This is a genomic window from Methylobacterium sp. J-067 (assembly GCF_022829465.1).
GTDB classification, from domain to species: Bacteria; Pseudomonadota; Alphaproteobacteria; order Rhizobiales; family Beijerinckiaceae; genus Methylobacterium; species Methylobacterium litchii.
The window spans coordinates 122,574-147,129 of sequence record NZ_JAKSXZ010000128.1; the positions used below are offsets into that span (position 1 = coordinate 122,574).

Here is a 24,556-nt window from a genome sequence, read left to right on the forward strand (position 1 = left end):
GCGTCATCCTCAAGCGCCCATCACGCCGTCGAGGCCGCGCACGGCCTCGATCAGCAGCGGACGGGCCACCTCCATCAGGAAGCGCCCGTCGGTGATCACCGAGGGGGCGCCGCAATTCACCGACATCGCCGGCAGGCCCCCGCCGGGGTCGAACCCCACGGCGATGGCCGAGACGGTCTCCTGCCACTCGCCGAAGGAGGTGCAGCAGCCGATCTCCCGGTGCTCCTGCACCGCCCGGTCGAGCCCGGCGCGCAGCTTCGGCCACGCCACCGGGTCGAGGGCCTTCAGGTCCTCGTAGATCCGCTCGCGCTCCCGCTCGGGGCAGATCGCGACATAAGCCCGGCCCATGGCGCTGCGGGCGAGCGAAATCCGCGAGCCGGTGTCGAGGTTCAGCGCGATGGCCGCCGGGCCGCGGTGGCAATCGACGTAGCGCATGCTCAACCCGTCGCGGACGCCGAGCCCCACGGAGGCGTTCGCCGCCTCGGCCACTGCCCGCAGGGCCGGCCGGGCGATGGCGCGCACGTCGAGTCCGCCTAGCGCCGCCGAGGACAGGGCGATGGTCGCCGTGCCCAGCCGGTAGCGGCCCGATTCCGGCAGGTGCTGCAGGTAGTTGAGGCGGGTCAGGGTGTGGGTCAGCCGCGAGACGGTGGAGCGTGGCAGGCTGCAGGCCTCCGCGATGTCGTGGTTGGCGAGGCTCGTCCGCCCCGGCCCGAAACAGGCGAGCACCGACAGGCCCCGGGCCAGCGCCGTCACGAAGTGGCGGTCCTCTCCGGCCTCTTCCGGCATGATATCCGCCCCCTCGCTCATCGGCGCAGGAAGGCCGCGAAGATGGCCTGCGCCTCGGGGGTCTTGCGCAGGGCGTGGAACACCTCGGATTCCTCGCGCAGCGCCGTGCGGACGATCTCCTCCTGGCCGCGCCGCAGGGCCTGCTTCGTCGCGGCGATTCCCTGCGCGGGGAGGGCGGCGAGCGCCCGCGCGCGGTCGAGGGCCACAGAGAGAGCCTGCCCCCCCGGCACCACCGCGTTGACGAAGCCCGCCTCCTTCGCGGCTTGCGCGCCAAAGGGCTCCGCGAGCATCAGCAGTTCGGCCGCCCGCTTCGCGCCCGCGATGCGCGGCAGGAGGTAGCTCGATCCGCCCTCGGGGCTGAGGCCCAGGGCGGCGAAGGGCAGGCGGAACTTGGCGCCGTCGCCGGCATAGGCGAGGTCGCAATGGAGCAGCAGCGTCGCGCCGATGCCGACCGCATGGCCCTCCACCGCCGCGACGACGGGCTTCGCGCAATCACGCAACGCCGCGAGGAAGATCATGCCGGGGCTCTCGCCCGTGGTCTGCGTGTCCTGGAAGTCGCGCAGGTCGTTGCCGGCGGTGAAGCAGCCGCCCGCCCCGGTGAGCACCACCGCCCGCACGGATGCGTCGCCATCCGCCGCCGCGAAGGCCTCGGTCAGCGCGGCGTAGGCCGCCCGGTCGAGGGCGTTGCGCCGCTCGGGACGGTCCATGGTGACGAGGCGCAGCCCCGGCTCGACATCCGCGACAGTGACGCTCATGCCGGCACGCCCGTCAGCCGCGCCCGGGCCTGCGCGTATTCCCGGGCGAGGCGGGCGACGAGGTCGGCGGTCGGGGGCGCATCGTCGATGCTCCCGACCCCCTGGCCGGCGCCCCAGACATCCCGCCACGCCTTCACCTGGGCGCTGCCGAAATCCATCGCGGTCTTGTCGCGCTCGGGCAGGGCGTTCGGGTCGAGCCCGGACTTGACGATGCTCGGCGTCAGGTAATTGCCGGGCACCCCGGTGAAATACGGCGTGTAGAGGATGTCGGTGGCAGACGAGCCGGTGATCATCTCCCGGTAGCCCGGCGCGGCGTTCGCCTCCTGCGTGGCGATGAAGCGCGTGCCCATATAGGCGAGGTCGGCCCCCATCGCCTGCGCGGCGAGGATCGCGGATCCCGTCGCGATGGCCCCAGAGAGGATGATCGGCCCGTCGTAGAATCTGCGCACCTCCGAGACCAGGGCGAAGGGCGAGAGCGTGCCCGCATGCCCGCCGGCCCCGGCGCAGACGAGGATCAGTCCATCGACTCCCGCCTCCAGCGCCTTCTCGGCGTGGCGGACGGAGATCACGTCGTGGAACACCACCCCGCCATAGGCATGGACCGGCTTGATCACCGCATCCGGCGCCCGCAGGCTGGTGATGATGATCGGCACCTCGTGGCGCACGCAGGCCTCGACATCCTGCGCCAGCCGGTCGTTCGAGGCGTGGACGATCTGGTTCACCGCGAAGGGCGCGATCTTTCGCGTGGGGTCGGCGGCCTGGGCCTCGCGGAGCGTGGTGGCGATCCGCGTCAGCCACTCGTCGAGGACGGGTTGGGGCCGCGCGTTCAGCGCCGGGAACGAGCCGACCACGCCCGCAAGACATTGCGCGATCACGAGGTCCGGCCCCGAGACGATGAACATCGGCGAGGCGATGACCGGCAGGGCGAGCCGCCCGCGCAGGACCGGCGGCAACCGCGCCTCGGCGGCGGTGGGAACGAGCACGTCACTCACGGCCGGTCTCCCAGCATCGGACGGCGCGAAACGGGCATCCGGCTTTTCACGCGGGTCTCCTCCCTGGCGGCCTCCGAAGGGGCCGCGCAACCGCAAAGGACCGCCACGGGTTGAACCCCGTCTCGCGGCGGCGGAAGGGTTCGCATAGCCCCGCCGAGCCTGTCAAACCGGGGCCCAGCCCCGTTCCGCCAGCCGAGACGGTGTTGCGTTCCAAACCTTCTGAGCCTTGACAGGCCGGTCCCCGACCGGCCACCCTGGCGCAAATGCAGAACGACATTCCGCACAGCGGAACAGGGAGGGCCTGGTGATCCAACGTGACGACCACGGCGGCATCGCCGTGCTCACCCTCTCCAATCCGCCCGTCAACGCCCTCGGCGCCGAACTCCGCGCCCGGCTCGACGCCGCCCTGGCCGAAACCTTCGCGGACGAGACCGTGCGCGCCGTCGTGCTGGCGGCCGAGGGCAAGCTGTTCGTCGGCGGGGCCGACATCAGTGAGTTCGGCAAGCCGCCGCAATCGCCGATCCTGCCCGACATCCTGGCCCGGCTGGACGCCGCCCCGAAGCCGGTGGTCGCCGCCATCAACGGCGCGGCGCTCGGCGGCGGACTCGAACTGGCGCTCGCCTGCCACGCACGGCTCGCCGCACCGGGGGCGAAGCTCGGCCTGCCGGAGATCAAGCTCGGGCTCATTCCCGGCGCGGGCGGGACGCAGCGCCTGCCGCGCCTGATCGGCCCGGCCCCCGCCTTCGCCATGATGCTGACCGGCGAGCCGGTGAGCGCCGGCCGGGCCGCCGAACTTGGCTTCGTGGACAAGGTGGACCTCGGTGACCTCGTGGAGGCCGCGCGGGTTCATGCCCGCGAGTTGGCCGATGCCAAACAGTTGCCCCGCGCCCGTGACCGGGACGAGCACCTGACGCAGGCGGCCCGCGAGGCCTTCGAGGCCAAGGCCGAGGAGGCGCTGAAGCGCGACCCGAACGCCACCAACGTCGCCGCGCTGGTGCGCGCCGTGCGCGGCGCCTTCGAGAAGCCGTTCGACGCCGCGGTGGCTGCTGAGCGCGAGGAATTCCGCGCCCTCGTGGACGATCCCCGCTCGAAGGCCCTGCGCCACGCCTTCTTCGCGGAGCGCGAGGCGGCGAAGGTGCCGGGCCTGCCGAAGGACACACCCCGCCGGGAGATCGCCCGCGCCGCCGTGATCGGCGCCGGCACGATGGGCGGCGGCATCGCCATGTGCTTCGCCAATGCCGGCATCCCCGTCACGGTGATTGAGACCGAGCAGGGCGCGCTGGGCCAGGGGCTCGACCGGGTGCGCGGCCTCTATGCCGGCTCGGCCAAGCGCGGCTCGATTTCCGAGACCGAGCGCGATGCCCGCATTAACCGCATCACGGGGGCGGTGGGCCTCGCCCATGCGGCGGAGGCCGACATCGTGATCGAGGCGGCCTTCGAGGAGATGGGCGTCAAGCGCGCGATCTTCACCGAGCTCGACCGGATCGCGAAGCCCGGCGCGATCCTGGCCACCAACACGTCCTATCTCGACGTGAACGCCATCGCCGCGGTGACGAGCCGGCCGCAGGACGTGCTCGGGATGCACTTCTTCAGCCCGGCCAACGTCATGCGCCTTGTGGAGGTGGTCCGTGCGGAGAAAACCGCACCGGATGCGCTGGCCACCGCCCTCGACCTCGGGCGGCGCCTCAACAAGCTGCCGGTGGCGGTCGGCGTGTGCTTCGGCTTCGTCGGCAACCGCATCCTGGAGAAGCGCAGCAAGGCCGGCGAACGGCTGTTGCTCGAAGGCGCGTTTCCGCACGAGATCGACGCGGCCGTGACGGAGTTCGGCTTCCGCATGGGGCCCTACGCCATGAGCGACCTCGCCGGGCTCGATATCGGCTGGCGCTCGCGCAAGGATTTCGGCGGGCGGGCCCCGGTCGCGGATTCGCTGGCCGAGATGGGCCGCTACGGCCAGAAGACCGGGCGCGGCTTCTACCTCTATCCCGAGGGCGCCCGCGCCGGCACCCGCGACCCGGAGGTGGAGACGCTGATCGAGCGGGTCTCCGCCGAGCACGGCATCACCCGCCGCCGCTTCAGCACCGACGAGATCATCGCGCGGCTGATGTACCCGATGGTTAACGAGGGCGCGCGCATCCTCGATGAAGGCATCGCAGCCCGGCCCGGCGACATCGATACGATCTGGATCAACGGCTACAACTGGCCCGCGTGGCGCGGCGGCCCGATGCACTGGGCCGACGGAGTCGGCCTCGACAGGATCGCCGCCGACCTCCACCGCTTCGCCGCCGAGACCGGCGACGACAGCTTGGAGCCCGCCCCCCTCCTGAAGCGCCTCGCCGCCGAGGGCGGCCGCTTCGCCGATTGGAAGGCGCACGCATGACCGACGCCGTCATCGTCTCCACCGCGCGCACGCCGATCGGCAAGGCCCAGCGGGGCGCGTTCAACCAGACCCACGGCGCCGACCTCGCCGCCCACGCGATCCGGGCCGCCCTCGACCGCGCCCGGCTCGAACCGGAGGCGGTGGAGGAAGTCGTGCTCGGCTGCGGCTACCCGGAGGCCTCGACCGGCGGCAACGTCGCCCGCCGCGCCTCGCTCATCGCGGGCGTGCCCGTCGCCTCGGCGGGGGTCACGGTCTCGCGCTTCTGCGCCTCGGGACTGGAGGCCATCGCCTCGGCCGCGCGGCGCATCGTCCTCGACGGCGTGCCCGTCGCCGTCGCGGGCGGGGTCGAATCGATCAGCCTCGTCCAGCCGCATGTGCAGCGCGAACTCACCCGCAATGCGTGGCTCGACGCGCATCTCCCCGCCATCGCCATGCCGATGATCGAGACCGCCGACATCGTGGCCGCGCGCTACGGCGTCTCGCGGGAGGCGCAGGACGCCTTCGCCCTGGAGAGCCAGCGCCGCACGGCGGCTGCGCAGGAGGCCGGTCTGTTCGAGGACGAGATCGTGCCGATGAGCGCGGTCATGGCCGTCACCGACAAGGCGACCGGGGAAACGCGGCAGGTCGAGACGCGGCTCGCCAAGGACGAGGGCAACCGCCCCGACACCACCCTCGACGGCCTCGCCAAGCTTAAGCCCGTGCGCGGGGAGGGCGCCTTCATCACCGCCGGCAATGCGAGCCAGCTCTCGGACGGGGCCTCGGCCAGCGTGCTTATGTCCGCCGAGGAGGCGACCCGGCGCGGCCTGACGCCGCTCGGGACCTTCCGGGGTTTCGCTTCGGCGGGCTGCGCGCCGGAGGAGATGGGCATCGGCCCGGTCTTCGCCGTGCCGCGCCTGCTCGAACGGCACGGGCTCACCGTCGCCGACATCGACCTGTGGGAACTGAACGAGGCCTTCGCCTCGCAATCCGTCTATTGCCGCGACCGGCTCGGGATCGACCCCGAGAAGGTCAACGTCAACGGCGGCGCCATCGCCATCGGCCACCCCTTCGGCATGTCCGGCGCCCGCCTCGTCGGCCACGCCCTTTTGGAAGGGCGCCGCCGGGGCGCGCGCTACGCCGTCGTAACGATGTGCGTCGCAGGCGGCCAAGGCTGCGCCGGCCTGTTCGAGATCGGAGGCTGATCCATGGATCTCCGCTTCACCCCCGAGGAAGTCGCCTTCCGCGACGAGGTTCGCAGCTTCTGCCGGGAGAAGATACCGGCCGAGATCCGGCGCAAGGTCTCCGAGGGGCGTGGCCTCTCGAAGGAGGACATCGTCACCAGCCAGCGCATCCTGAACGCCAAGGGCTGGGCGGTGCCGCATTGGCCCAAGGAATGGGGCGGGCGGGATTGGACCACGGTCCAGCGCTACATCTACACGGAAGAGCTGTTCCAGGCGGCGGTGCCCCTACCGCAGCAGTTCAACTGCTACATGTTCGGCCCCGTGCTCGCGACCTTCGGCCGGCAGGACCAGAAGGAGCGCTTCCTGCCCCGCGCCGCCAACCTCGACGATTGGTGGTGCCAGGGCTTCTCGGAGCCCGGCGCGGGGTCCGACCTCGCCTCCCTCAAGACGAAGGCCGTGCGCGACGGCGACCATTACATCGTGGACGGCCAGAAGACCTGGACGACGCTCGGCCAGCACGCGGACTGGATCTTCTGCCTCGTCCGCACAGACTTCGAGGCGAAGAAGCAGCGGGGCATCTCCTTCCTGCTGATCGACATGAAGACGCCCGGCATCACCGTGCGCCCAATCATCACCCTGGAGGGCCGACACGAGGTCAACGAGGTGTTCTTCGACGCGGTGCGGGTGCCTGTGGAGAACCTCGTCGGCGAGGAGAACAGGGGCTGGGACTACGCCAAGTTCCTGCTCGCCAACGAGCGCACCGGCATCGCCCGGATCGGCCTCACCAAGGAGCGGATCACCCGCATCAAGCGCCTCGCCCGCGAGATGCCGGCGGGGGCGGGCACGATGTGGGACGACCGGGATTTCCGCGCCCGCGTCGCCGGCGTCGAGGTGGAGCTGAAGGCGCTCGAGATCACGCAGATGCGGGTCGCGGCCAAGCAGGGCAGGGCGGATTCCGTCGAGCCCGATCCGGCCTCCTCGATCCTGAAGATCCGCGGCTCGCAATTGCAGCAGGCGGCGACCGAACTGCTCCTCGAACTCGCGGGACCCTTCGCGCTCGCCGCCCCGGCGCGGGGGCAGGGCGCCAACGACCTGCCGGGCGGGTTCGACTGGGTCGATGCCGCCGCGCCGAGCTACTTCAACAACCGCAAGGTCTCGATCTACGGCGGGTCGAACGAGATCCAGCACAACGTGATCGCCAAGGGCATCCTGGGGCTCTGACGGGAGATCGGCATGGATTTCGACCTGAACGAGGATCAGTCGCTCCTGCGCGACAGCGTCGAGCGGCTCTGCGCCGACCTCTATCCCGCGCTGGAGGCCCGGCAGAAGCATGCGGGCGCCCCCCTCGGCTTCCCCGAGGCGAACTGGCAGACATTCGTCGAGCTCGGCATTCCCGGCCTGCCCTTCACGGAAGAGGAGGGCGGGTTCGGCGGCGGGCCGGTGGAGACCATGCTCGTCATGGAGGCGGTGGGCCGCAACCTCGTGGTGGAGCCGCTGCTCGCCTCGGTCGTCCTGGGCAGCACCGCCCTGCGCCTCGGCGGCAGCGCGGCGCAGAAGGAGCGGTACATCCCGGGCCTCGTGGAGGGCACCCTGCGGCTCACCTTGGCCCATACCGAGCGGCAATCGCGCTACGACCTGTTCGACGTGGCCACCACCGCCCGGCGCAGCGGGGACGGGTTCGTGCTGAACGGCGCCAAATCCGTCGTGCCGAACGCCGACTCGGCCGGGCTGATCGTGGTCTCGGCTCGGGTCTCGGGGGAGCGGCGGGACCGGAGCGGGATCGGCCTGTTCCTCGTGCCCGCCGACGCGGCCGGCGTGAGCGTGACGGCCTATCCGGCCCAGGATGGCGGCCGGGCGGCGGAGGTCTCGTTCTCCGACGTGTCAGTCCCGGCCGACGCGGTGCTGGGCGATCCCGAGGGCGGTCTGCCACTGCTGGAACGGGTGGTCGAGCACGGCATCGCGGCGCTGGCCGCCGAGGCGGTGGGCTCGATGGAGACCCTGCACCGGCTGACCGTCGAGTACCTGAAGACGCGCACGCAGTTCGGCACGTCCATCGGCGCCTTCCAGGCGCTACAGCACCGGGCCGTCGACATGCTGATCGAGCTGGAGCAGGCCCGCTCCATGGCGCTCTACGCCGCGATGATGGTGGAGTCGGACGATCCGGCGGCCCGCGCGGCGGCGCTGGCGGCGGTGAAGATCCGCATCAACACCGCCTGCCGTGCCCTCGGCCAGGAGGCGGTGCAACTGCACGGCGGCATCGGCATGACGATGGAATATCTCGGCGCCCACCACTTCAAGCGCCTCGCGATGATCGCGACGCAGCTCGGCGACACCCCGCATCACATGCGGACCCTCACCGACGCGGAGGACGGCCTGCTGGCGGCGTGAGGGGGCTGCCCCCTCACGTTCTCCGGGGCGTCAGTTGAACACCGAGCCCAAACCGCCCTGCACGCGGGCGAGGCCCGACTTCGCGACGCCGTTGTTCGGGTCGATGGTCGCGGCGCGCTGGTAATTGTCCAGCGCTTCCTTGCGCTGGCCGGACTTCTCGTAGGCGAGGCCGCGATAGGCCCAGGACGTGGCGTCCTTGTTGTTCACGTTGAGCGCCGCGTTGTAGTCCTCGATCGCCTTCGGATACTGGTTCGTGGCGATCAGGCTCTGGCCGCGCGCGGCGTAGGGCGCGGAGACGAAGGGGTTCCGGTCGATGGCCGCGTCGAAATCGGCGATGGCCTGGGTGTCGAGACCCTGCTTCTGCTTCACCAGCCCGCGCGCGTGGTACGCCTCGGCCGATTCGGGGCTCAGGCGGATCGCCACGTTGAGGTCGTTGAGGGCGGCGTCGAGGTTGCCCTGCGCCCGCTCCACGTTGGCGCGGCCGATATAGGCCGGGCCGTAATTCGGGTCGGCGCTGATCGCCTTCGAGAAATCCTGCAGGGCGGCGTCGTTGCGGCCGGTCTGGCGCAGGGCCAGCGCCCGGTTGTTGTAGGCCGAGGCCGAGTTCGGATCGAGCTGGATCGCCTTCGTGAAGTCGCCGATCGCCTCGCTGAACTGGCCCGCGCGGGCATAGGCCGCGCCGCGGGTCGTGTAGGCGGCGGCGTCGTTCGGGTTCCGCTGCACCACCTCGCTGAGCGATGCGATGTTGCTCGTCGTCGCCCCCGTCGTATCCGTTTCCAGCACCGCGTACTGGCGCGCGCCCGCGGCCGAACCCACGGTCTCGCAGCCCGCCAGCCCCGCAGCCGCGACCACCGCTGCGCCGACCAGCGCGGCCTTCACGAGCCCGTTGCGTTGCGTCATCGCCCCATTCTCCCGGGAGCCGCCGTGCCCTGCACGGTGCCCCGCCCCTAGTCCTGTCCGCGCCGGCGCATCGCGCCCGGTTCCGGCAACCCGCGCGCAACCTCGCGCAACGCGGTGAATGCCCCCTTAAGCCGGGCCGCCCGATCGCGGCCGGGCGAACCCTGGAACGGTTGGAAGCGGCGGGATGTGGCGAAGGTATGGCCCCCCGCCGCCGGGCCACGCAATCGCGCCAGCCGTCGCCTCTTCCGGCGGACGGGTGTGGCGCGCGGGCCGCAACCGGGGCGGGTGAAATCAGCCCTTGAGGCGGGTGACGTGGCCCATCTTGCGGCCGGGGCGGGACTCGCCCTTGCCGTAGAGGTGCAGATGCGCGCCGGGCTCCGCCAGGAGCGACCGCCATGCCTCGACCTGATCGCCGATCAGGTTCTCCATCTCGCAGGGCAGGCCGCCGACGCGGGCCGCGCTGCCGAGCGGCCAGCCGCAGACGGCGCGGACATGCTGCTCGAACTGCGAGGACAGCGCGCCCTCGATGGTCCAGTGCCCGGAATTGTGGACGCGCGGCGCGATCTCGTTGACCACGAGCCGCTCGCCGCCTTCACGCACGAGGAACATCTCCACCGCCAGCACCCCGACATAGTCGAGGGCGTCGGCGATGGCGCGGGCGATGCGGTAGGCCTCCTGCGCCGTCTCCGGGGAGACGCCCTCGGCCGGGACCCGCGTGAAGGCCAGGATGTGGTTGCGGTGCTCGTTCTCGCAGAGGTCGAAGGCGGCGAAGCTCCCGTCGGCGCCGCGCGCGGCCACCACCGAGACCTCGCGCTCGAAGGGCACGAAGCCTTCGAGGATCAGCGGCGCGCCGCCGAACTCGGCGAAGATCGCGTTGCGGTCGCCCTCGCCGGGCTCGCGGATAATGCGCTGGCCCTTGCCGTCGTAGCCGAAGCGGCGGGTCTTCAGCACCGCCGGCAGGCCGATCGTCTCCAGCGCGCGGGCAAGGTCGTCCGGCGTGTCCACCGGCCGGAACGGCGCCGTGGGGATGCCGAGGCGATTGATGAATTCCTTCTCCGAGAGCCGGTCCTGGGTCGTCGCCAGGGCCTCGGCGTTCGGGTGGAGCGGCGCGTGGCGGGCCAGCACCTCGGCGGTGGCGCGGGGGATGTTCTCGAACTCGTAGGTCACGACATCCACGGACGCCGCGAAGGCGGCGAGCGCCGCCTCGTCGTCATAGGCGGCGCAGGTGGTGCGGGCGGCCACGTCGAAGGCCGGGCTGTCGGCATCGGGGGCGTAGACATGGACCTTCAACCCATGATTCGCCGCCGCGAGGGCGATCATGCGGCCGAGCTGGCCGCCGCCGACGATCCCGAGCACCGCGCCGGGGGCAATCGCGTTCTGCGTCACTGTCCTTGAGTCTCCGGCCGTTCGGCCACGGATGCGCTCTGCGCCGCGCGCCATGCGTCGAGGCGGTCCGCCAGCGCCTCGTCCGAGAGCGCCAGCACGGCGGCGGCGAGCAGCGCGGCGTTCACCGCCCCGGCCCGGCCGATGGCGAGGGTGCCCACCGGCACGCCCGCCGGCATCTGCACGATGGAGAGCAGGCTGTCCTGTCCCGAGAGGGCCTTCGATTCGACGGGGACGCCGAAGACCGGCAGGCTCGTCATGGCGGCGGCCATGCCCGGCAGGTGCGCCGCGCCGCCGGCGCCTGCGATCACCACCTTGAACCCGGCCCCGCGCGCGCCCTTGGCGAAGGCGACGAGCCGGTCCGGCGTGCGGTGGGCGGAGACGATGCGGGCATCATAGGGGATCGCCAGCGCATCCAGGGTCTGCGCGGCATGGCACATGGTCGCCCAGTCCGACTGGCTGCCCATGATGATCGCGACGGGTGGCGCCGACATGCGTGGTTCCAGCAAAAGAGGGCGCTTAACCGCGCGGCCCGCGAACCGCAAGGCGGGACGGCTGCCGACCCACCGCTCTCAGGCGATGATGTCCGGCGTCAGCACGTCCTCGATGTGGGAGATCCGGTCCCGCAGCGTGAGCTTGCGCTTCTTCAGCCGCTGGATCTGCAACTGATCCCCCGCCACGCTCTGCTCCAGCGCCTCGATGGCGCCGTCGAGATCGCGATGCTCCTCGCGAAGCCGGACCAGTTCCGCTTCGAGATCGGACTGCCCGTTTTCACCCGACTCAGCCGCCATCGCACCCTGGAAAACCGAAACCCCTTCGAAGGTCAGAAGCATGCGTCACGCCTCGGCGGTGGGCAAGCGCCGGAGCAACCCTTGCGAAAGGTTGCCCAGCGAAAACGCTTCGACAGGCCCGCCAACCTGTGTCAGTCTGCCCGTGTCAGAACAATGACAGGAGATTCGCCTCATGTCGCTGCAGACGCATCTGAGCCAACTCGCCCGTAAGCACGAAGCCCTCGAGCGCGAGATTCAGGAGGCCATCCACAGGCCCTCGGCAAGCGATCAGCAGATAGCGGAACTCAAGCGCCGAAAACTTCACCTCAAGGACGAGATGAACAGGCTGCAAGCCACCGGCACCTTGCACTGACACCCATACGATAGGCCAAGGCAGGCCGCGCCGCTCCATACCGGACGGCGCGGCTTTTTCATGCCTGAAGGTCCAGGGGCGACACCGATGACGGTGCGGCCGGCGATCTGGTAAGCTCGGCACGAGACGGCGGAAGACCGTCGCACGACCCCGAGGACACGCCATGCCCGCGAGCCGCTACGCCGAAACCCACGCCGCCGCCGCGCGCGACCCCGAATCGTTCTGGCTGGACGCCGCCCGCGCCATCGCCTGGGACCGGATGCCGGAACGGGCCTTCGACAGGGCCCAGGGCCCCTACGGGCGCTGGTTCCCGGATGGCCGGCTCAACGCCTGTTACAACGCCATCGACCGGCACGCGGACTCCGACCGCCGCGACCAGGTCGCGATCATCCACGATTCGCCCGTCACCGGCACCAAGCGGACGATCACCTACGGCGCGCTGCGCGACGAGGTGGCGACGCTCGCCGCCGTGCTCGCCGACCTCGGCGTCGGCAAGGGCGACCGGGTGGTGATCTACATGCCGATGGTGCCCGAGGCGATGGTCGGGATGCTGGCCTGCGCCCGGCTGGGCGCGGTGCATTCGGTGGTGTTCGGCGGCTTCGCGGCCAATGAGCTCGCCAAGCGCATCGAGGACGCGCAGCCGAAGGTGGTGCTCGCCGCCTCCTGCGGCATCGAGCCGAACCGGGTCGTCGCCTACAAGCCGCTCCTCGATGCGGCCATCGCGGCCTCCGCGCACAAGCCCTCGGCCTGCCTGATCTTCCAGCGCCCGCAATGCCGCGCCGACCTCGACCCCGCCCGCGACCACGACTGGGCCGGGACGATGGAGGCCGCGCGGGCGGCGGGGAAGCATGCCGGTTGCGTGAGCATGGCGGCCACGGACCCGCTCTACGTCCTCTACACCTCGGGCACGACGGGCAAGCCGAAGGGCGTGGTGCGCGACACCGGCGGCTACCTCGTGGCGCTCGCGTGGTCGATGCCGAACCTCTACGGCGTCGCCCCCGGCGAGACCTATTTCTGCGCCTCGGACATCGGCTGGGTCGTCGGCCATTGCTACATCGTCTACGCGCCGCTGCTGCACGGCTGCACCACGGTGCTCTACGAGGGCAAGCCGGTGGGCACGCCGGATGCCGGCGCGTTCTGGCGGGTGCTGGAAGAGCACAAGGTCGTGTGCCTGTTCACGGCGCCGACGGCTTTGCGCGCCATCAAGAAGGAAGACCCGCAGGGCGAGCTCGTCGGCCGCCACGACCTGTCGGCCTTCCGCTCCCTGTTCCTGGCGGGCGAGCGGGCGGACCCGGATTCCGTCGCCTGGGCCGAGCGGGTGCTCGACCGGCCGGTCATCGACCATTGGTGGCAGACGGAGACCGGCTGGCCCATCGCCGGCAACCCGGTCGGCCTCGGCCTCCTGCCGGTGAAGCGCGGCAGCACCTGCGTGCCGATGCCGGGCTACGACGTGCGCGTCCTCGACGAGGGCGGCAAGGAGGTGCCGGCGGGCACGATGGGCACCATCGCGATCCGCCTGCCCCTGCCGCCCGGCTGCCTGCCGACCCTGTGGGGCTCGGACGAGCGGATGCGCGAGAGCTACCTCACCACCTTCCCCGGCTATTACGACACGTCGGATGCCGGGATCATCGATGAGGACGGCTACATCACCGTGCTCGGCCGCACCGACGACATCATCAACGTCGCCGGGCACCGGCTCTCGACGGGCGGGATGGAGGCGGTGCTTTCGGCCCACCCGGACGTGGCGGAATGCGCGGTGATCGGCATCCGCGACGCGCTGAAGGGCGAGGTGCCCTGCGGCTTCGTGGTGCTGAAGGCCCGTGTCTCCCGCGACCCCGCCGAGATCGAGCGGGAACTCGTGGCGAAGGTGCGGGAGGAGATCGGGCCGGTGGCGGCGTTCAAGCTGGCGCTCACCGTGCCGCGCCTGCCCAAGACCCGCTCGGGCAAGATCCTGCGCGCCACGATGAAGCGCATCGCCGACGACGAGCCCTGGACCATGCCGGCCACCATCGACGACGCGAGCGTTCTCGAGGAGATCGGCGACAGTCTCAGGACCCGTGGGATCGGCGGGTAGGGAAGCGACCGATCATAGTGAGGCGGCCCCACCCACTCACCTCATCCTGAGGTGCCCGCGTCAGCGGGCCTCGAAGGAGAGTTCCAGCCTGCCGCGCGATCCCTGGAGCCCTCCTTCGAGGCGGCTTCGCCGCACCTCAGGATGAGGGGACGATCTTGAGAAGGCTGGCTGAACCAACTCGTGCGGGATCGGCGGCTAGGGCTTACTCCGCGTCGTCGTCATCGCCCGGCAGGCCGATGCCGGCGGCCGGATTCGTGAGCGAGCCGGTGGCGGTGGGTCCGCTGTCGGGGCTCGTCGGGATGGCGCCGGCACCCATGGCGATCATCCCGGCCATGGCGCGCTCCTTCTCGGGTATGCGCGGATCGCGGGAGATCATCTCGGCCTCGCGCTGGAGGCGCATGTTGCAGGCGCGGGAGGGAAGCCCGCCCTGAGGGGTGCAGGCATCGTGACGGGCGCAGGCCGCATCGAGGGCGTCGATGGGGGGCAGGGGGGCGTTGTTGCCCGGCCCGCAATAATTGCCGTGGATCAGCATCTTCGGCCCACCGAAGGCGGCGGGCTGGGCCTGGGAGGCACCCGCGAGGGCGACACAACCGGCGGCGAACACGAACGGGGCGGTGAATCTCGGAAGCATCATGATCGGAATCCTGGGCGATCTCGCCCCCTCAGGCGGCTCGCTTGGGCCGCCGCAGCGCGGCGACGCACACAAAACAGGCCTTCCAATCGGCGGGTTCCCGGTTCGGGACGATGGAGCCGCTTGGCCGCACCGCAGCACCGCCCCAGATTGACCCCATGCCGGAGGACCCCATGACCGTACGCCTGTTCGAGCCCCTGACCCTCGACTCCCTCACCCTGGAGAACCGGATCCTCATCGCGCCGATGTGCCAGTACTCGGCCCGCGACGGGGAGGCGACCGACTGGCACATGATGCATCTCGGGCACCTGGCCATGTCGGGCGCCGGCCTGCTGACGCTGGAAGCCACCGCCATCTCCCCCGAGGCGCGCATCACCGCCTGGGATCTCGGCCTCTACAACGACGGCTGCGAGCGGGCGCTGGCCCGCGTCCTCGGCGCGGTGCGCGAATACGCGCCGATCCCGGTCTGCATCCAGATCGCCCATGCCGGCCGCAAGGCGTCGAGCGACGCCCCCTGGTCCGGCGGCAAGCAGATCGCGCCGGATCACCCCTATGGCTGGCGCACCGAGGCGCCGTCCCCTGTGGCGCATGGCGAGGGGGAGGTGCCGCCGCACGCCCTCGACGCCGCTGACCTGAAGCGCGTGCGCGATCAGTTCGTCGCCACCGCCAAGCGCGCCGTGCGCCTCGGGATCGAGGCCGTGGAACTGCACGGCGCCCACGGCTACCTGCTGCACCAGTTCCTCTCGCCCATCGCCAACAAGCGCACGGACGAATACGGCGGCAGCCTCGCCAACCGGATGCGCTACCCGCTGGAGATCTACGACGCGGTGCGGCAGGTCGTGCCCGCCGGTTCGCCGGTCTGGTTCAGGGTCTCGGCGACGGATTGGGTCGAGGACGGCTGGGACCTCGACGAGACGGTGGAACTCGCCCAGGCCCTGAAGACGGCGGGCTCCCCCGCCATCCACGTCTCGACCGGGGGCGTCTCGCCCAAGCAGGCGATCAAGGTCGGGCCGGGCTATCAGGTGCCCTATGCCGAGCGGATCAAGGCCGAGACCGGCCTCACCACCATCGCGGTGGGTCTCATCACCGAGCCGAAGCAGGCCGAGGACATCCTGGCCGAGGGCAAGGCGGACGCGATCTCGCTGGCCCGCGCCATGCTCTACAACCCGCGCTGGCCCTGGCATGCGGCGGCCGAACTCGGCGCCCGGGTGCACGCGCCCAAGCAATACTGGCGCTCGCAGCCGCACCACCTGAAGGACCTGTTCAAGGACATATCCTTCGGGCAGCGGTAAGACCCCCCGTCATCCCGGGGCCGCGCAGCGGAGCCCGGGATCCAGAGCCGCCGACCGTGCCGAACCCGGCGCCCCAGGCGCGTCTGAATCCCGGGCTCGCCTTCGGCGCCCCGGGATGACAAGCGCGGCAGGGTGGCGGCGCAAGCGATCCGGCGTCTTACTTCGCCACCGCTCCGATCATCGGACCCAGCCGCCGCCCGAGATCGGAGCGCCCGAGGTTCGGCGCGTAGAGGCTCGACACCGAGCCGTCGAGGAACAGGGCGTTGCGGCAGCCGAGGTCGTCGCGGAACAGCCGGGCGAAGGCGCCGAAGCTCACCGGACGCTCGGAAATGGCGAAGACCGCCACATGGCCCCCCTCACGGGTGCCGACGCCGTTGCGGATCTTCTGCGACGGCCCGTCGGCGGAAATCTTCGGATGGATCTGCCCCTCGATCACCAGCATCGGCCCGGATTGCGTGGCGAAGTCGGGCTTCAGATGGGCGCGGAGATAGCGCGGCGTGTCGAGCACGCCGGCCTTCTCGCCCTTCACGTAGAACACGCCGTTGGGCTTCAGGTGGAAATTGCCCGGCCCGTCCGCCGTCGAGACGCCGTGCAGCTCGTGCCCGTCCTCGACATAGAGCCCGACCGGCGCCTGATCCTTGTCGTACATGCCGCCATTCATGGCGAAGGCGAGCGTCGGACCCTGCGCCTCGGCCAGCGCCTGGAGGGACGAATAGGCCTGCCCGTCCGGCCGGCGCCAGAACACCCGCAGGCGGCGCTTGCGCAGATCGACGGTGCAGACCGTGAAGCTCTCGCCCTGGGCCTGGATCGCCCGGCAGGGCTCGCCCGCCTCGGGGGCCGCGCGGGCCGGGTGAGACAGGGCAAGGCCGGCGACGAGCGCGAGGAAGGCCGAACGAAGGAGCATGGAACGCATCATCAGGTGGATCGCGCCGTCCCTCTGCCGCCCGAAAACGGCGGTTTTCGCACAGGGCCGTCACCCGGCATGCACGGGACCGTGACCGCCTGCCGCGCACGCCATGCGAACCGTTTCGCCCGGATGCACGTTTCAGGAGCGAAGGGGTTCTGATTTCTTGGAGACGTGAGATGAAGGGTGCAGTGCTCGGTTCTGCGCTTCTGGCGGCCGGCGCCCTGGCGCTTGCGCCGGTGAGCGCCGATGCCCGCGGGTTCGGCGGGGGCGGATTCCACGGCGGCGGCTTCGGCGGCGGGTTCCATGGCGGCGGCTTCGGCGGCTTCCGTGGCGCGGGCTTCCGCGGCGGTTACGGTGGGTTCCGCGGTGGCTACGGCGGTTTCCGTGGCGGCTACGGCGGCTATCGCGGTTACGGCTATCGCGGCGGCTACGGTCGCGGCATCGGCTTCGGCCTGGCGGGCTTCGGCCTGGGCCTCGCGGCGGGCGGCCTCTATGGCGGCTACGGCGGGTATGGCTACCCGGGCTATGGCTACGGCTACGGTGGCGGCTACGCCCCGGTCGGCTATTACGGCGGCGATTACGGCTACGGCGGCGGCTGCTATACCGTCCCGCGCGTCCGGTGGACGCCCTACGGCTACCGCCGCGTGCTGGTCGAGCGCTGCTACTAAGACCGGCAGACGCGCGATGCGAAGGGGCCGCCCGCGAGGGTGGCCCTTTTCTTTTGGACTTGCCGCAAACGCCGTTGGACAGGGTCCGGCACCGGGCCGATACTCCCGCCAAAGCGGGAGTGAATCATGGATACGGTCGGCGGACAGGGGACGGCGCCGGGCGCCGAGGCGGTCGAGATCCGGGACGCGAGTCTCACCGCCTTCTACCGCTCCATGACGGCGCCCGAGCGGCATACCTTCTGGGCCTGCGCCGGCGGCTGGTGCCTCGACGGCATGGACTTCATGATCTACCCGCTGGTGATCGGCACGATCATCGCGCTGTGGAAGGTCGATCCCGGCACGGCGGGGCTCGCCGCCACGGTGACGCTGCTGGCCTCGGCGCTGGGCGGCTGGATCGCCGGCTTCATGGCCGACCGGATCGGCCGGGTGCTCACCCTGCAGATCACCATCCTGTGGTTCTCGTTCTTCTCCCTGGTCTGCGCCTTCGTGCAGAGCTTCGAGCAACTGCTCGTGGCCCGCGCCCTCCTCGGCCTCGGCTTCGGCGGCGAGTGGGCGGCCGGCGCGGTGCTGATCGGCGAGACGATCCGCGCCGAGTACCGGGGCCGGGCGGTGGGCTCGGTGCAGTCGGGCTGGGCCATCGGCTGGGGCCTCGCCGTGCTGTCGCAGGCGATCCTGTTCTCAGCGCTCCCGCCCGAGAGCGCGTGGCGCTGGATGTTCGCCGTGGGCGCCCTGCCGGCTTTGCTGGTCTTCTACCTGCGCCGCCACGTGAAGGAGCCGGAGGTCGCCGTCCGCACCCGCGCCGCCGCCGCCGCGAGCGGCGACCGGCCGAAGCTGTGGGAGATCTTCTCCGGCCCGATCCTCGGCACCACGATCCTCGCCTCGCTGGCGGCGGCGGGCTGCCAGGGTGGCTACTACGCCATCACCACCTGGGTGCCGCGCTTCCTGACGACGGAGCGCCACCTCTCCATCGTCTCCTCCACCGGCTACCTCGCCGCGCTGATCGTCGGCTCGTTCACCGGCTACCTCGTCGGCGCGTGGCTCGCCGACAAGCTCGGACGGCGCCCGCTCTTCCTGATCTTCTCGCTCGGCGCCATAGCGGTCATCGTCGCCTACACGCAATTGCCGCTCTCGAACGGCGTGCTCTGGCTGCTCGGCTTCCCGCTCGGCTTCTTCGCCTCCGGCTACTTCTCCGGCATGGGCGCCTTCCTCACCGAACTCTACCCGACGCGCCTGCGCGGGTCCGGCCAAGGCTTCTGCTACAATTTCGGGCGCGGCCTCGGCGCCCTGTTCCCGGCCCTCGTCGGCTACCTGTCGGAGCGCGTCGGGCTCGCCTCGGCCATCGCCCTGTTCGCGGCCATCGCCTACGGCATGTTCTTCCTCGCCGCCTTCGCCCTGCCCGAGACGCGCGGGCGCGTCCTCCACGCGGACACCTGACCATGAGCGACATCCGCGACTGCCCCGCCCCCGATCCGCATCCCGGCGGCCCGACGCGCTACGCGGTGCCGCCGGGCGCCGTCGACACCCATGCCCACGTCATCGGCCTGCCGCCGGCCTATCCGTTCGTCGCGGAGCGCAGCTACACCCCGTCCGAGGCGCCGGCCGAGCGCTACCTCGCCATGCTCGACGCCACGGGGATGGCACACGGCGTCCTCGTGCAGGTGAGCGTCCACGGCACGGACAACCGGCGGATGGTCGAGACCCTGCGGGCGAACCGTCAGCGCCTGCGCGGCATCGCGGTCATCCCGCTGGGCCTGCCCGAGCGCGACCTCGCCGACCTCAAGGAGGCGGGGGTGACGGGCCTGCGCCTCAACGTGCTGTTCGGCGGCGGGGTCGGCCTCGATCAGCTCGAGCGCTACGGCGCGCTCGCCCGCGAGATGGGCTGGCACCTGCAATTCCTGCTCGACGCGCGGCACCTGCCGGAGATGGCCGGCCTGATGGCGCGCCTGCCGGTGCCCCTGGTCTTCGACCACATGGGCCACATGCCGGCCTCGGCCGGAGTCGACCATCCCGGCTTCCAGACGCTCCTCGGCCTCGTCCGCGACGGGAACTACGTGAAGCTCTCCGGCGCCTTCCGCGTGTCGGACACCGGACCGCCCTACGCGGACACGATCCCCATGGCCCGCGCCCTCAACGACGCGGCGCCGGAGCGCTGCCTCTGGGGCTCGGACTGGCCGCATGTCGCCGCCTGGGACGGGCCGCCGAAGCTTCCGGCGCTCCTCGACCTGATGGCAGAGTGGGTGCCCGACGAGCATCGCCGCCGGATGCTCTTCGTCGACAACCCGACGCGGCTCTATGGTTTCTAGCGGCGGCGGGTCTCGTCTTGGGGCAGGTGGCGGCCGTAGACCTCCTCCTTCTCCGCCCTCTGTCGGATCATCTCGGCATAGGCTTCCCGCATCTCCGGCGAGACGGAAATGCTCTTGCCCTTGCTCGGCTTGCGCTTGGGTGCCTTCTTGAAGGTGTCCCCGATCTCGCTCATGCGATGCCCTCCGATCCGGGCGGGGATCGCGGCCCCCGCCTGCGAGGGCCGCAGCCAACGCAGCAAAGGCGCGATTCGGCAAGGGCATAGGGCTGCGACACACCGGAAGGCGGCGATCCGCCGTTGACAGGATCGCCCGGCCGGCTTCCCCTTCCGCAACCCAAAGGAGTGCCCATGCCGCTGGACCCGACGCTCGCCGCCGAGATCGAAGCCGCCGTCGCGGAGGGGTTCGACGCCCAGGTGGAGCACACGCGCAACCTCGTGCGGTTCGCGTCGCTGCGCGGGCAGGAGCAGGCCTGCCAGGATTACGTGTTCGAGACCTTCCGCGCGCGGGGCTACGCCGCCGAGCGCTTCGCCATGGACCAGGCGGCGCTCGACGCCCATCCCGGCGGCGGCCGGATCGACGAGCGCCATTCGGATGCGCCGATCGTAGTCTGCCATCACCGGCCCGCGGGGCAGGCGGGGCGCTCGCTGATCCTGCAGGCGCATGTGGACGTGGTGCCGACCGGGCCCCTCGACCTGTGGCGCCACCCGCCCTTCGACCCGGTGATCGAGGGCGACTGGCTCTACGGCCGGGGCGCGGGCGACATGAAGGCGGGCCATGCGGCCAACCTGTTCGCCCTCGACGCCCTCGGCCGGCTCGGCCTGCAGCCCGCCTCCGCCGTCACGATCCAATCGGTGGTGGAAGAGGAATCCACCGGCAACGGTGCGCTGGCCGCGCATCTGCGCGGCTACCGCGCGGATGCGGTGTTCATCCCCGAGCCGGAGGACGAGGCCCTGGTGCGGGCCAATACGGGGGTGATCTGGTTCACGGTGGAGGTGCGGGGCCGTCCCGTCCATGTCCGCGAGATGGGCGCGGGCGCCAACGCCATCGACGCCCTGTGGCGGGTGGTGGGCGCGCTACGCGAGGTCGAGGCGCGCTGGAACGACGAGCGCAGCCGGCACCGCCATTTCGAGGACGAGGCGCACCCGATCAACCTCAACATCGGCCGCATCGCCGGGGGCGACTGGGCCTCCTCGGTGCCGGCCTGGGCGCGGGCGGATTGCCGGATCGCCCTCTATCCCGGCACGCGGGCGGCCGACGCCGCCGCCGCCATCGAGGAGGCCGTCGCCCGCTTCGCTTCGGGCGATGCGTTCCTGGCGCGGAACCCGCCCCTCGTGCGGTTCAACGGCTTCATGGCCGAGGGCTACGTGCTGGAGGAGGGCTCGGAGGCCGAAGCCGTGCTCGGCCGCGCCCACGAGCGGGCAACGGGCAAGGCGCTCACGAGCCTCATGTCACCGAGCTACCTCGATACCCGCGTTCACGCCCTCTACGAGAACGTGCCGGCCCTCTGCTACGGCCCCCACGCGGAGAACATCCACGGCTTCGACGAGCGCGTCAGCCTCGCCTCGGTGAAGCGCTCCACCACCGCCATGGCCCTGTTCGTGGCCGAATGGTGCGGGGTGGAGCGGAAGGCCTCGGCTACGGGATGAGCCGGTCGGCCCGCAGCTGCGCGAACAGGTCGAAGAAGGCGTCGTCGGTCGGCTCGTAGGCGGTGAAGCCGAGGCGGCGGCTGCGGCCCATGTCGGTGACGACCTCGATGGGCCGTCCGAGATCGGCATCCGTGTGCCAGGGCGAGGCGAGCTTGGTCAGGTCCGGCTCCGCGAGGTAATGACGCTTGGCGATCTCGGCCCAGAGGGGGCCGTCGCCGGCCATGCGCGGTTCCAGCGGACGGTGCGTGCCGTCGAAGGGCGCGGCCTCGAGGCCGAACCATTCGGCGAGGCGGCCCCACATCCAGCTCCAGCGGAAGACGTCGCCGTTCACGACGTTGAACGCGAGGTTCTCGGCCTTCGGCTCGGTGGAGGCCCAGAGCAGGTGCCGGGCGAGCAACCGCGCGTCGGTCATGTCGGTGAGGCCGTTCCACTGCGCCGCCGAGCCGGGGAACACGAAGGGCTCCCCCTTCTCGCGGCACAGGGTGGCGTAGCAGGCGAGCGTCGTGCCCATGTTCATGGCGTTGCCGACCGCCTTGCCGATGATCGTGTGCGGGCGGTGGACGCTCCACGTGAACCCGTCGCGCTCGGCCGCCGCGAACAGGGCATCCTCCTGCGCGTAGTAGAAGTTCTCGACCGGCAGCCGCCCCTGCTCCTCGCGGAACGGGGTCTGCGGCAGGGTGCCCTTCCCATAGGCCTCGAACGGCCCGAGATAGTGCTTCAGCCCGGTGACGAGGGCGGCGTGGCGCAGGCTCTTCTGCGGACGCAGGACGTCGAGCACGCCCGCGACCATCGCCCCGTTTACGCGGATCATCTCCGCTTCCGTGTCCCGGCGCTGCCACGTCGCGAGCACGAGATGGGTCGGGGCGAGGTCCTTCAGCGCGGCCTCCAGGGAGGCACGGTCCTGCAGATCCGCGGCGACGGGCTCGACGCCCTCCTGCGCGGTCGGGCGCCGGGCGAGCCCTGCGACGCGCCAGCCCTCGGCGACGAAGCGCGACGCGGCCGCGCTGCCGACGATGCCGCTCGCGCCGACGATCAGGACGGTCTTGGTCATGGGTCAGCCTCACTCAGCCCCTTCGATGGGGCAACCTGTCCGGCGGCAACCCCTGAGGCGAGGGAGGGTTCAGGCCACCCGGTCGATGGCCGCGCCCAGCACCTCGGCCATCTCGGCGATCTGCCCCGGCTCGACGATCAGCGGCGGCGACAGGGCGACGATGTCCCCGGTGACGCGGACGAGGAGCCCGCGCTGGAAGCAATCCACGAACACCTCGTAGGCGCGCTTGCCCGGCGCGTCGGGGCGCGGTTCGAGCTCGATGCCCGCGACGAGTCCCAGCGTGCGGATGTCGATGACGTGCTTGCGCCCGCGCAGGTCGTGCATCGCGGAGGACCAATCTTCGCTGAGATCGGCGGCGCGGGTGAGGAGCCCTTCCTCCCGGTAGATGTCGAGCGTCGCGATACCCGCCGCGCAGGCGACCGGATGCCCGGAATAGGTGTAGCCGTGGAACAGCTCGATGCCGTCCGGCCCCTGCATCAGCCCGTCATGGATCTGCCGGCTCGCAAAGACCACGCCCATCGGCACGGTGCCGTTGGTGAGGCCCTTGGCGGCGGTCACGAGGTCCGGCGTCACGCCGAAATAATCGGTGGCGAAGGGAGCGCCGAGGCGGCCGAAGCCGGTGATGACCTCATCGAAGATCAGCAGGATGCCGTGCTTAGTGCAGATCTCGCGCAGGCGCTCCAGATAGCCCTTCGGCGGCACGAGGACGCCGGTCGAGCCCGAGAGCGGCTCCACGATGCAGGCGGCGATGGTCTCGGCACCGTGCAGGGCCACGAGGCGCTCGAGGTCGTCGGCGAGTTCGGCGCCGTGCTCCGGCTGGCCCTTCGTGAAGGCGTTGCGGGCGGGATCGTGCGTGTGGCGCAGGTGGTCCGCGCCGGCCAGTTGCGGGAAGACCCGTCGGTTCGACACGATGCCGCCCACCGTAATGCCGCCGAACCCGACGCCGTGATAGCCGCGCTCGCGCCCGATCAGCCGGGTGCGGGTGCCCTGGCCGATGGAGCGCTGGTAGGCCAGCGCGATCTTGAGGGCGGTGTCGACCGACTCGGAGCCGGAATTGGTGAAGAACACCCGGTCGAGCCCGCCCGGCGCGATCTCCGCGAGGCGTTCGGCGAATTCGAAGGCGATGGGGTGGCCCATCTGGAAGGTCGGCGCGAAATCGAGGGTGGAGAGCTGGCGCTCCACCGCCGCCGCGATCTGCCGACGCCCGTGCCCGGCATTCACGCACCACAGGCCGGCGGTGCCGTCGAGGACCGTGCGCCCGTCATCCGCCGTGTAGTGCATCCCCTCGGCCGAGACGAGCAGGCGGGGCGCCGCCTTGAACTGGCGGTTCGCCGTGAACGGCATCCAGAAGGCGTCGAGGGAGGGGGTGTTGCGCAGCGGATGGTCGGTCATGGACGGGCTCCGGCTCTGTCCCGGCCAGGGGATACCCAATCGGTTGCAGCAACAAGTCCTTTTCTGGTGCGCGCCAACCCCTTGCGGGAGCTTGTGCGGAGGCGGCACTGTTGCGGGATCTGCAACACTTGCAACGGACACCGCCCATGGACGTCGATGTCGGCGAACGCCTGCGCTTCGTGCGGGTGCGTCACGGCCTGTCCCAGCGCACCCTGGCCAAGCGCGCGGGCGTGACCAACTCGGCGATCTCGCTGATCGAGGCGAACCGGGTGAACCCCTCGGTCGGCGCGCTGAAGCGCATCCTCGACGGCATCCCCATCGGCATGGCCGAGTTCTTCGCCGTCGAGCCGGAGCCGGAGCGCAAGGCGTTCTTTGCCGCCGAGGAGCTGACCGAGATCGGCCGCCGCTCGGCGCGGGGCGGCATCTCCTTCCGGCAGGTGGGGGACAACCTCTTCGGCCGCCGGCTGCAGATCCTGAAGGAACGCTACGAGCCCGGCGCGGATACCGGCCGGGTGCTCCTCAGCCATGATGGGGAGGAGGGCGGGATCGTGCTCAGCGGACGGCTGGAGGTCACGGTCGGCGAGGAGCGGCGCATCCTCGGCCCCGGCGACGCCTACAGCTTCGACAGCCGCCGCCCGCACCGCTTCCGCTGCATCGGGCCGCAGCCCTGCGAGGTGGTGAGCGCCTGCACGCCGCCGAGTTTTTGAA

General features: G+C 71.1%; 24 protein-coding genes. 12 read left to right on the forward strand and 12 right to left on the reverse strand.

Features of this window, described 5'->3' with window-relative positions; genetic code table 11:
• Positions 1–9 precede the first annotated feature (9 nt).
• The 3 genes from MKK52_RS18750 to MKK52_RS18760 are packed head-to-tail and all read right to left on the reverse strand — an operon-like array spanning position 10 to position 2,443.
• Positions 10–786 carry an IclR family transcriptional regulator gene (locus MKK52_RS18750; protein ID WP_243956347.1) on the reverse strand — a complete coding sequence of 259 codons (777 nt, stop codon included), beginning with the start codon at positions 784–786 and terminating at the stop codon, positions 10–12.
• A gap of 17 nt (positions 787–803) precedes the next feature.
• The gene (locus tag MKK52_RS18755) at positions 804–1,541 is read right to left on the reverse strand and encodes an enoyl-CoA hydratase/isomerase family protein (protein ID WP_243956349.1); all 738 of its coding nucleotides are present in this window, start codon (positions 1,539–1,541) and stop codon (positions 804–806) included.
• Positions 1,538–2,443, reverse strand: a complete 906-nt coding sequence (locus MKK52_RS18760) for an NAD(P)H-dependent flavin oxidoreductase (RefSeq protein ID WP_243956471.1) — start codon at positions 2,441–2,443, stop codon at positions 1,538–1,540. The genes MKK52_RS18755 and MKK52_RS18760 overlap by 4 nt, the downstream gene beginning before the upstream one ends.
• Before the next feature lie 394 nt (positions 2,444–2,837).
• On the opposite strand from MKK52_RS18760, the gene MKK52_RS18765 reads away from it, so the two are divergent.
• From MKK52_RS18765 to MKK52_RS18780, 4 genes are read left to right on the forward strand one after another with little or no spacing between them, the layout of a single operon-like run.
• Positions 2,838–4,910 (forward strand): 3-hydroxyacyl-CoA dehydrogenase NAD-binding domain-containing protein, encoded by a 2,073-nt coding sequence (locus MKK52_RS18765; protein WP_243956350.1) that lies wholly within the window; start codon positions 2,838–2,840, stop codon positions 4,908–4,910.
• A complete protein-coding gene (locus tag MKK52_RS18770; RefSeq protein WP_243956351.1) occupies positions 4,907–6,091 on the forward strand; it encodes an acetyl-CoA C-acyltransferase in 1,185 nt (394 codons plus the stop codon). Before MKK52_RS18765 ends, MKK52_RS18770 begins: the two co-directional genes overlap by 4 nt.
• 3 nt (positions 6,092–6,094) lie before the next feature.
• Entirely contained in the window at positions 6,095–7,291 is a 1,197-nt protein-coding gene (locus MKK52_RS18775; RefSeq protein ID WP_243956352.1) for an acyl-CoA dehydrogenase family protein, read from the forward strand.
• A gap of 12 nt (positions 7,292–7,303) precedes the next feature.
• Positions 7,304–8,458, forward strand: a complete 1,155-nt coding sequence (locus tag MKK52_RS18780) for an acyl-CoA dehydrogenase family protein (RefSeq protein WP_243956353.1) — start codon at positions 7,304–7,306, stop codon at positions 8,456–8,458.
• Between the two features lie 30 nt (positions 8,459–8,488).
• On the opposite strand, the gene MKK52_RS18785 is transcribed toward MKK52_RS18780, so the two are convergent.
• From MKK52_RS18785 to MKK52_RS18800, 4 genes are all read right to left on the reverse strand, one after another.
• A complete protein-coding gene (locus MKK52_RS18785) occupies positions 8,489–9,358 on the reverse strand; it encodes a tetratricopeptide repeat protein (protein ID WP_243956354.1) in 870 nt (289 codons plus the stop codon).
• Positions 9,359–9,649: 291 nt separating this feature from the next.
• Positions 9,650–10,744 carry a 5-(carboxyamino)imidazole ribonucleotide synthase gene (locus MKK52_RS18790; protein WP_243956355.1) on the reverse strand — a complete coding sequence of 365 codons (1,095 nt, stop codon included), beginning with the start codon at positions 10,742–10,744 and terminating at the stop codon, positions 9,650–9,652.
• Complete coding sequence (gene purE, locus MKK52_RS18795; protein WP_243956357.1) at positions 10,741–11,235, reverse strand: 5-(carboxyamino)imidazole ribonucleotide mutase; 495 nt, start codon at positions 11,233–11,235, stop codon at positions 10,741–10,743. The genes MKK52_RS18790 and purE overlap by 4 nt, the downstream gene beginning before the upstream one ends.
• A 78-nt stretch (positions 11,236–11,313) precedes the next feature.
• Positions 11,314–11,532, reverse strand: a complete 219-nt coding sequence (locus tag MKK52_RS18800) for a YdcH family protein (RefSeq protein ID WP_243956473.1) — start codon at positions 11,530–11,532, stop codon at positions 11,314–11,316.
• 172 nt (positions 11,533–11,704) lie between these two features.
• Here MKK52_RS18800 and MKK52_RS18805 point away from each other — a divergent pair, with 172 nt between their 5' ends.
• Together MKK52_RS18805 and MKK52_RS18810 are read left to right on the forward strand one after the other, a co-directional pair.
• The gene (locus MKK52_RS18805) at positions 11,705–11,884 is read left to right on the forward strand and encodes a YdcH family protein (RefSeq protein ID WP_243956359.1); all 180 of its coding nucleotides are present in this window, start codon (positions 11,705–11,707) and stop codon (positions 11,882–11,884) included.
• 163 nt (positions 11,885–12,047) lie between these two features.
• Positions 12,048–13,958, forward strand: a complete 1,911-nt coding sequence (locus MKK52_RS18810; RefSeq protein ID WP_243956360.1) for a propionyl-CoA synthetase — start codon at positions 12,048–12,050, stop codon at positions 13,956–13,958.
• A gap of 202 nt (positions 13,959–14,160) precedes the next feature.
• Here MKK52_RS18810 and MKK52_RS18815 read toward each other — a convergent pair whose 3' ends face one another.
• The gene (locus tag MKK52_RS18815) at positions 14,161–14,589 is read right to left on the reverse strand and encodes a hypothetical protein (RefSeq protein WP_409564699.1); all 429 of its coding nucleotides are present in this window, start codon (positions 14,587–14,589) and stop codon (positions 14,161–14,163) included.
• Positions 14,590–14,762: 173 nt separating this feature from the next.
• Between MKK52_RS18815 and MKK52_RS18820 the strand changes: the two genes are divergently transcribed.
• Positions 14,763–15,881: an NADH:flavin oxidoreductase/NADH oxidase gene (locus MKK52_RS18820; RefSeq protein WP_243956362.1), complete on the forward strand. Its 1,119-nt coding sequence runs from the start codon at positions 14,763–14,765 to the stop codon at positions 15,879–15,881.
• Positions 15,882–16,038: 157 nt separating this feature from the next.
• Here the strand turns inward: MKK52_RS18820 and MKK52_RS18825 are convergent, their stop codons facing one another.
• On the reverse strand, positions 16,039–16,785 hold the full coding sequence (locus MKK52_RS18825; RefSeq protein ID WP_409564696.1) for a phosphodiester glycosidase family protein: 747 nt from the start codon (positions 16,783–16,785) through the stop codon (positions 16,039–16,041).
• Between the two features lie 179 nt (positions 16,786–16,964).
• Here MKK52_RS18825 and MKK52_RS18830 point away from each other — a divergent pair, with 179 nt between their 5' ends.
• From MKK52_RS18830 to MKK52_RS18840, 3 genes are all read left to right on the forward strand, one after another.
• Positions 16,965–17,456, forward strand: coding sequence for a hypothetical protein (locus MKK52_RS18830; protein ID WP_243956363.1), 492 nt, complete (start codon positions 16,965–16,967; stop codon positions 17,454–17,456).
• A gap of 126 nt (positions 17,457–17,582) precedes the next feature.
• Complete coding sequence (locus MKK52_RS18835) at positions 17,583–18,890, forward strand: MFS transporter (protein ID WP_243956364.1); 1,308 nt, start codon at positions 17,583–17,585, stop codon at positions 18,888–18,890.
• Between the two features lie 2 nt (positions 18,891–18,892).
• Positions 18,893–19,759 (forward strand): amidohydrolase family protein, encoded by an 867-nt coding sequence (locus tag MKK52_RS18840; RefSeq protein WP_243956365.1) that lies wholly within the window; start codon positions 18,893–18,895, stop codon positions 19,757–19,759.
• On the opposite strand, the gene MKK52_RS18845 is transcribed toward MKK52_RS18840, so the two are convergent.
• On the reverse strand, positions 19,756–19,932 hold the full coding sequence (locus MKK52_RS18845; protein ID WP_243956366.1) for a hypothetical protein: 177 nt from the start codon (positions 19,930–19,932) through the stop codon (positions 19,756–19,758). The two genes, MKK52_RS18840 and MKK52_RS18845, sit on opposite strands and share 4 nt — an antisense overlap.
• A 174-nt stretch (positions 19,933–20,106) precedes the next feature.
• On the opposite strand from MKK52_RS18845, the gene MKK52_RS18850 reads away from it, so the two are divergent.
• Positions 20,107–21,405, forward strand: a complete 1,299-nt coding sequence (locus tag MKK52_RS18850) for an ArgE/DapE family deacylase (protein WP_243956368.1) — start codon at positions 20,107–20,109, stop codon at positions 21,403–21,405.
• Here MKK52_RS18850 and MKK52_RS18855 read toward each other — a convergent pair.
• Both MKK52_RS18855 and MKK52_RS18860 read right to left on the reverse strand, forming a co-directional pair.
• Positions 21,395–22,456 (reverse strand): SDR family oxidoreductase, encoded by a 1,062-nt coding sequence (locus MKK52_RS18855; RefSeq protein WP_243956369.1) that lies wholly within the window; start codon positions 22,454–22,456, stop codon positions 21,395–21,397. The two genes, MKK52_RS18850 and MKK52_RS18855, sit on opposite strands and share 11 nt — an antisense overlap.
• A gap of 69 nt (positions 22,457–22,525) precedes the next feature.
• Positions 22,526–23,848: an aspartate aminotransferase family protein gene (locus tag MKK52_RS18860; protein WP_243956370.1), complete on the reverse strand. Its 1,323-nt coding sequence runs from the start codon at positions 23,846–23,848 to the stop codon at positions 22,526–22,528.
• A gap of 146 nt (positions 23,849–23,994) precedes the next feature.
• On the opposite strand from MKK52_RS18860, the gene MKK52_RS18865 reads away from it, so the two are divergent.
• Entirely contained in the window at positions 23,995–24,555 is a 561-nt protein-coding gene (locus MKK52_RS18865) for a cupin domain-containing protein (RefSeq protein ID WP_243956371.1), read from the forward strand.
• The last annotated feature ends 1 nt before the right edge of the window (position 24,556 follow it).

Coding starts and splice junctions, on each gene's coding strand:
- MKK52_RS18750 (WP_243956347.1), bottom strand. CDS start 786: ATGCCGGAAGAGGCCGGAGAGGACCGCCACTTCGTGACGGCGCTGGCC.
- MKK52_RS18755 (WP_243956349.1), bottom strand. CDS start 1,541: ATGAGCGTCACTGTCGCGGATGTCGAGCCGGGGCTGCGCCTCGTCACC.
- MKK52_RS18760 (WP_243956471.1), bottom strand. CDS start 2,443: ATGTTCATCGTCTCGGGGCCGGACCTCGTGATCGCGCAATGTCTTGCG.
- MKK52_RS18770 (WP_243956351.1), top strand. CDS start 4,907: ATGACCGACGCCGTCATCGTCTCCACCGCGCGCACGCCGATCGGCAAG.
- MKK52_RS18775 (WP_243956352.1), top strand. CDS start 6,095: ATGGATCTCCGCTTCACCCCCGAGGAAGTCGCCTTCCGCGACGAGGTT.
- MKK52_RS18780 (WP_243956353.1), top strand. CDS start 7,304: ATGGATTTCGACCTGAACGAGGATCAGTCGCTCCTGCGCGACAGCGTC.
- MKK52_RS18785 (WP_243956354.1), bottom strand. CDS start 9,358: ATGACGCAACGCAACGGGCTCGTGAAGGCCGCGCTGGTCGGCGCAGCG.
- purE (WP_243956357.1), bottom strand. CDS start 11,235: ATGTCGGCGCCACCCGTCGCGATCATCATGGGCAGCCAGTCGGACTGG.
- MKK52_RS18800 (WP_243956473.1), bottom strand. CDS start 11,532: ATGGCGGCTGAGTCGGGTGAAAACGGGCAGTCCGATCTCGAAGCGGAA.
- MKK52_RS18805 (WP_243956359.1), top strand. CDS start 11,705: ATGTCGCTGCAGACGCATCTGAGCCAACTCGCCCGTAAGCACGAAGCC.
- MKK52_RS18810 (WP_243956360.1), top strand. CDS start 12,048: ATGCCCGCGAGCCGCTACGCCGAAACCCACGCCGCCGCCGCGCGCGAC.
- MKK52_RS18815 (WP_409564699.1), bottom strand. CDS start 14,589: ATGCTTCCGAGATTCACCGCCCCGTTCGTGTTCGCCGCCGGTTGTGTC.
- MKK52_RS18820 (WP_243956362.1), top strand. CDS start 14,763: ATGACCGTACGCCTGTTCGAGCCCCTGACCCTCGACTCCCTCACCCTG.
- MKK52_RS18825 (WP_409564696.1), bottom strand. CDS start 16,785: ATGCTCCTTCGTTCGGCCTTCCTCGCGCTCGTCGCCGGCCTTGCCCTG.
- MKK52_RS18830 (WP_243956363.1), top strand. CDS start 16,965: ATGAAGGGTGCAGTGCTCGGTTCTGCGCTTCTGGCGGCCGGCGCCCTG.
- MKK52_RS18835 (WP_243956364.1), top strand. CDS start 17,583: ATGGATACGGTCGGCGGACAGGGGACGGCGCCGGGCGCCGAGGCGGTC.
- MKK52_RS18840 (WP_243956365.1), top strand. CDS start 18,893: ATGAGCGACATCCGCGACTGCCCCGCCCCCGATCCGCATCCCGGCGGC.
- MKK52_RS18845 (WP_243956366.1), bottom strand. CDS start 19,932: ATGAGCGAGATCGGGGACACCTTCAAGAAGGCACCCAAGCGCAAGCCG.
- MKK52_RS18850 (WP_243956368.1), top strand. CDS start 20,107: ATGCCGCTGGACCCGACGCTCGCCGCCGAGATCGAAGCCGCCGTCGCG.
- MKK52_RS18855 (WP_243956369.1), bottom strand. CDS start 22,456: ATGACCAAGACCGTCCTGATCGTCGGCGCGAGCGGCATCGTCGGCAGC.
- MKK52_RS18860 (WP_243956370.1), bottom strand. CDS start 23,848: ATGACCGACCATCCGCTGCGCAACACCCCCTCCCTCGACGCCTTCTGG.
- MKK52_RS18865 (WP_243956371.1), top strand. CDS start 23,995: ATGGACGTCGATGTCGGCGAACGCCTGCGCTTCGTGCGGGTGCGTCAC.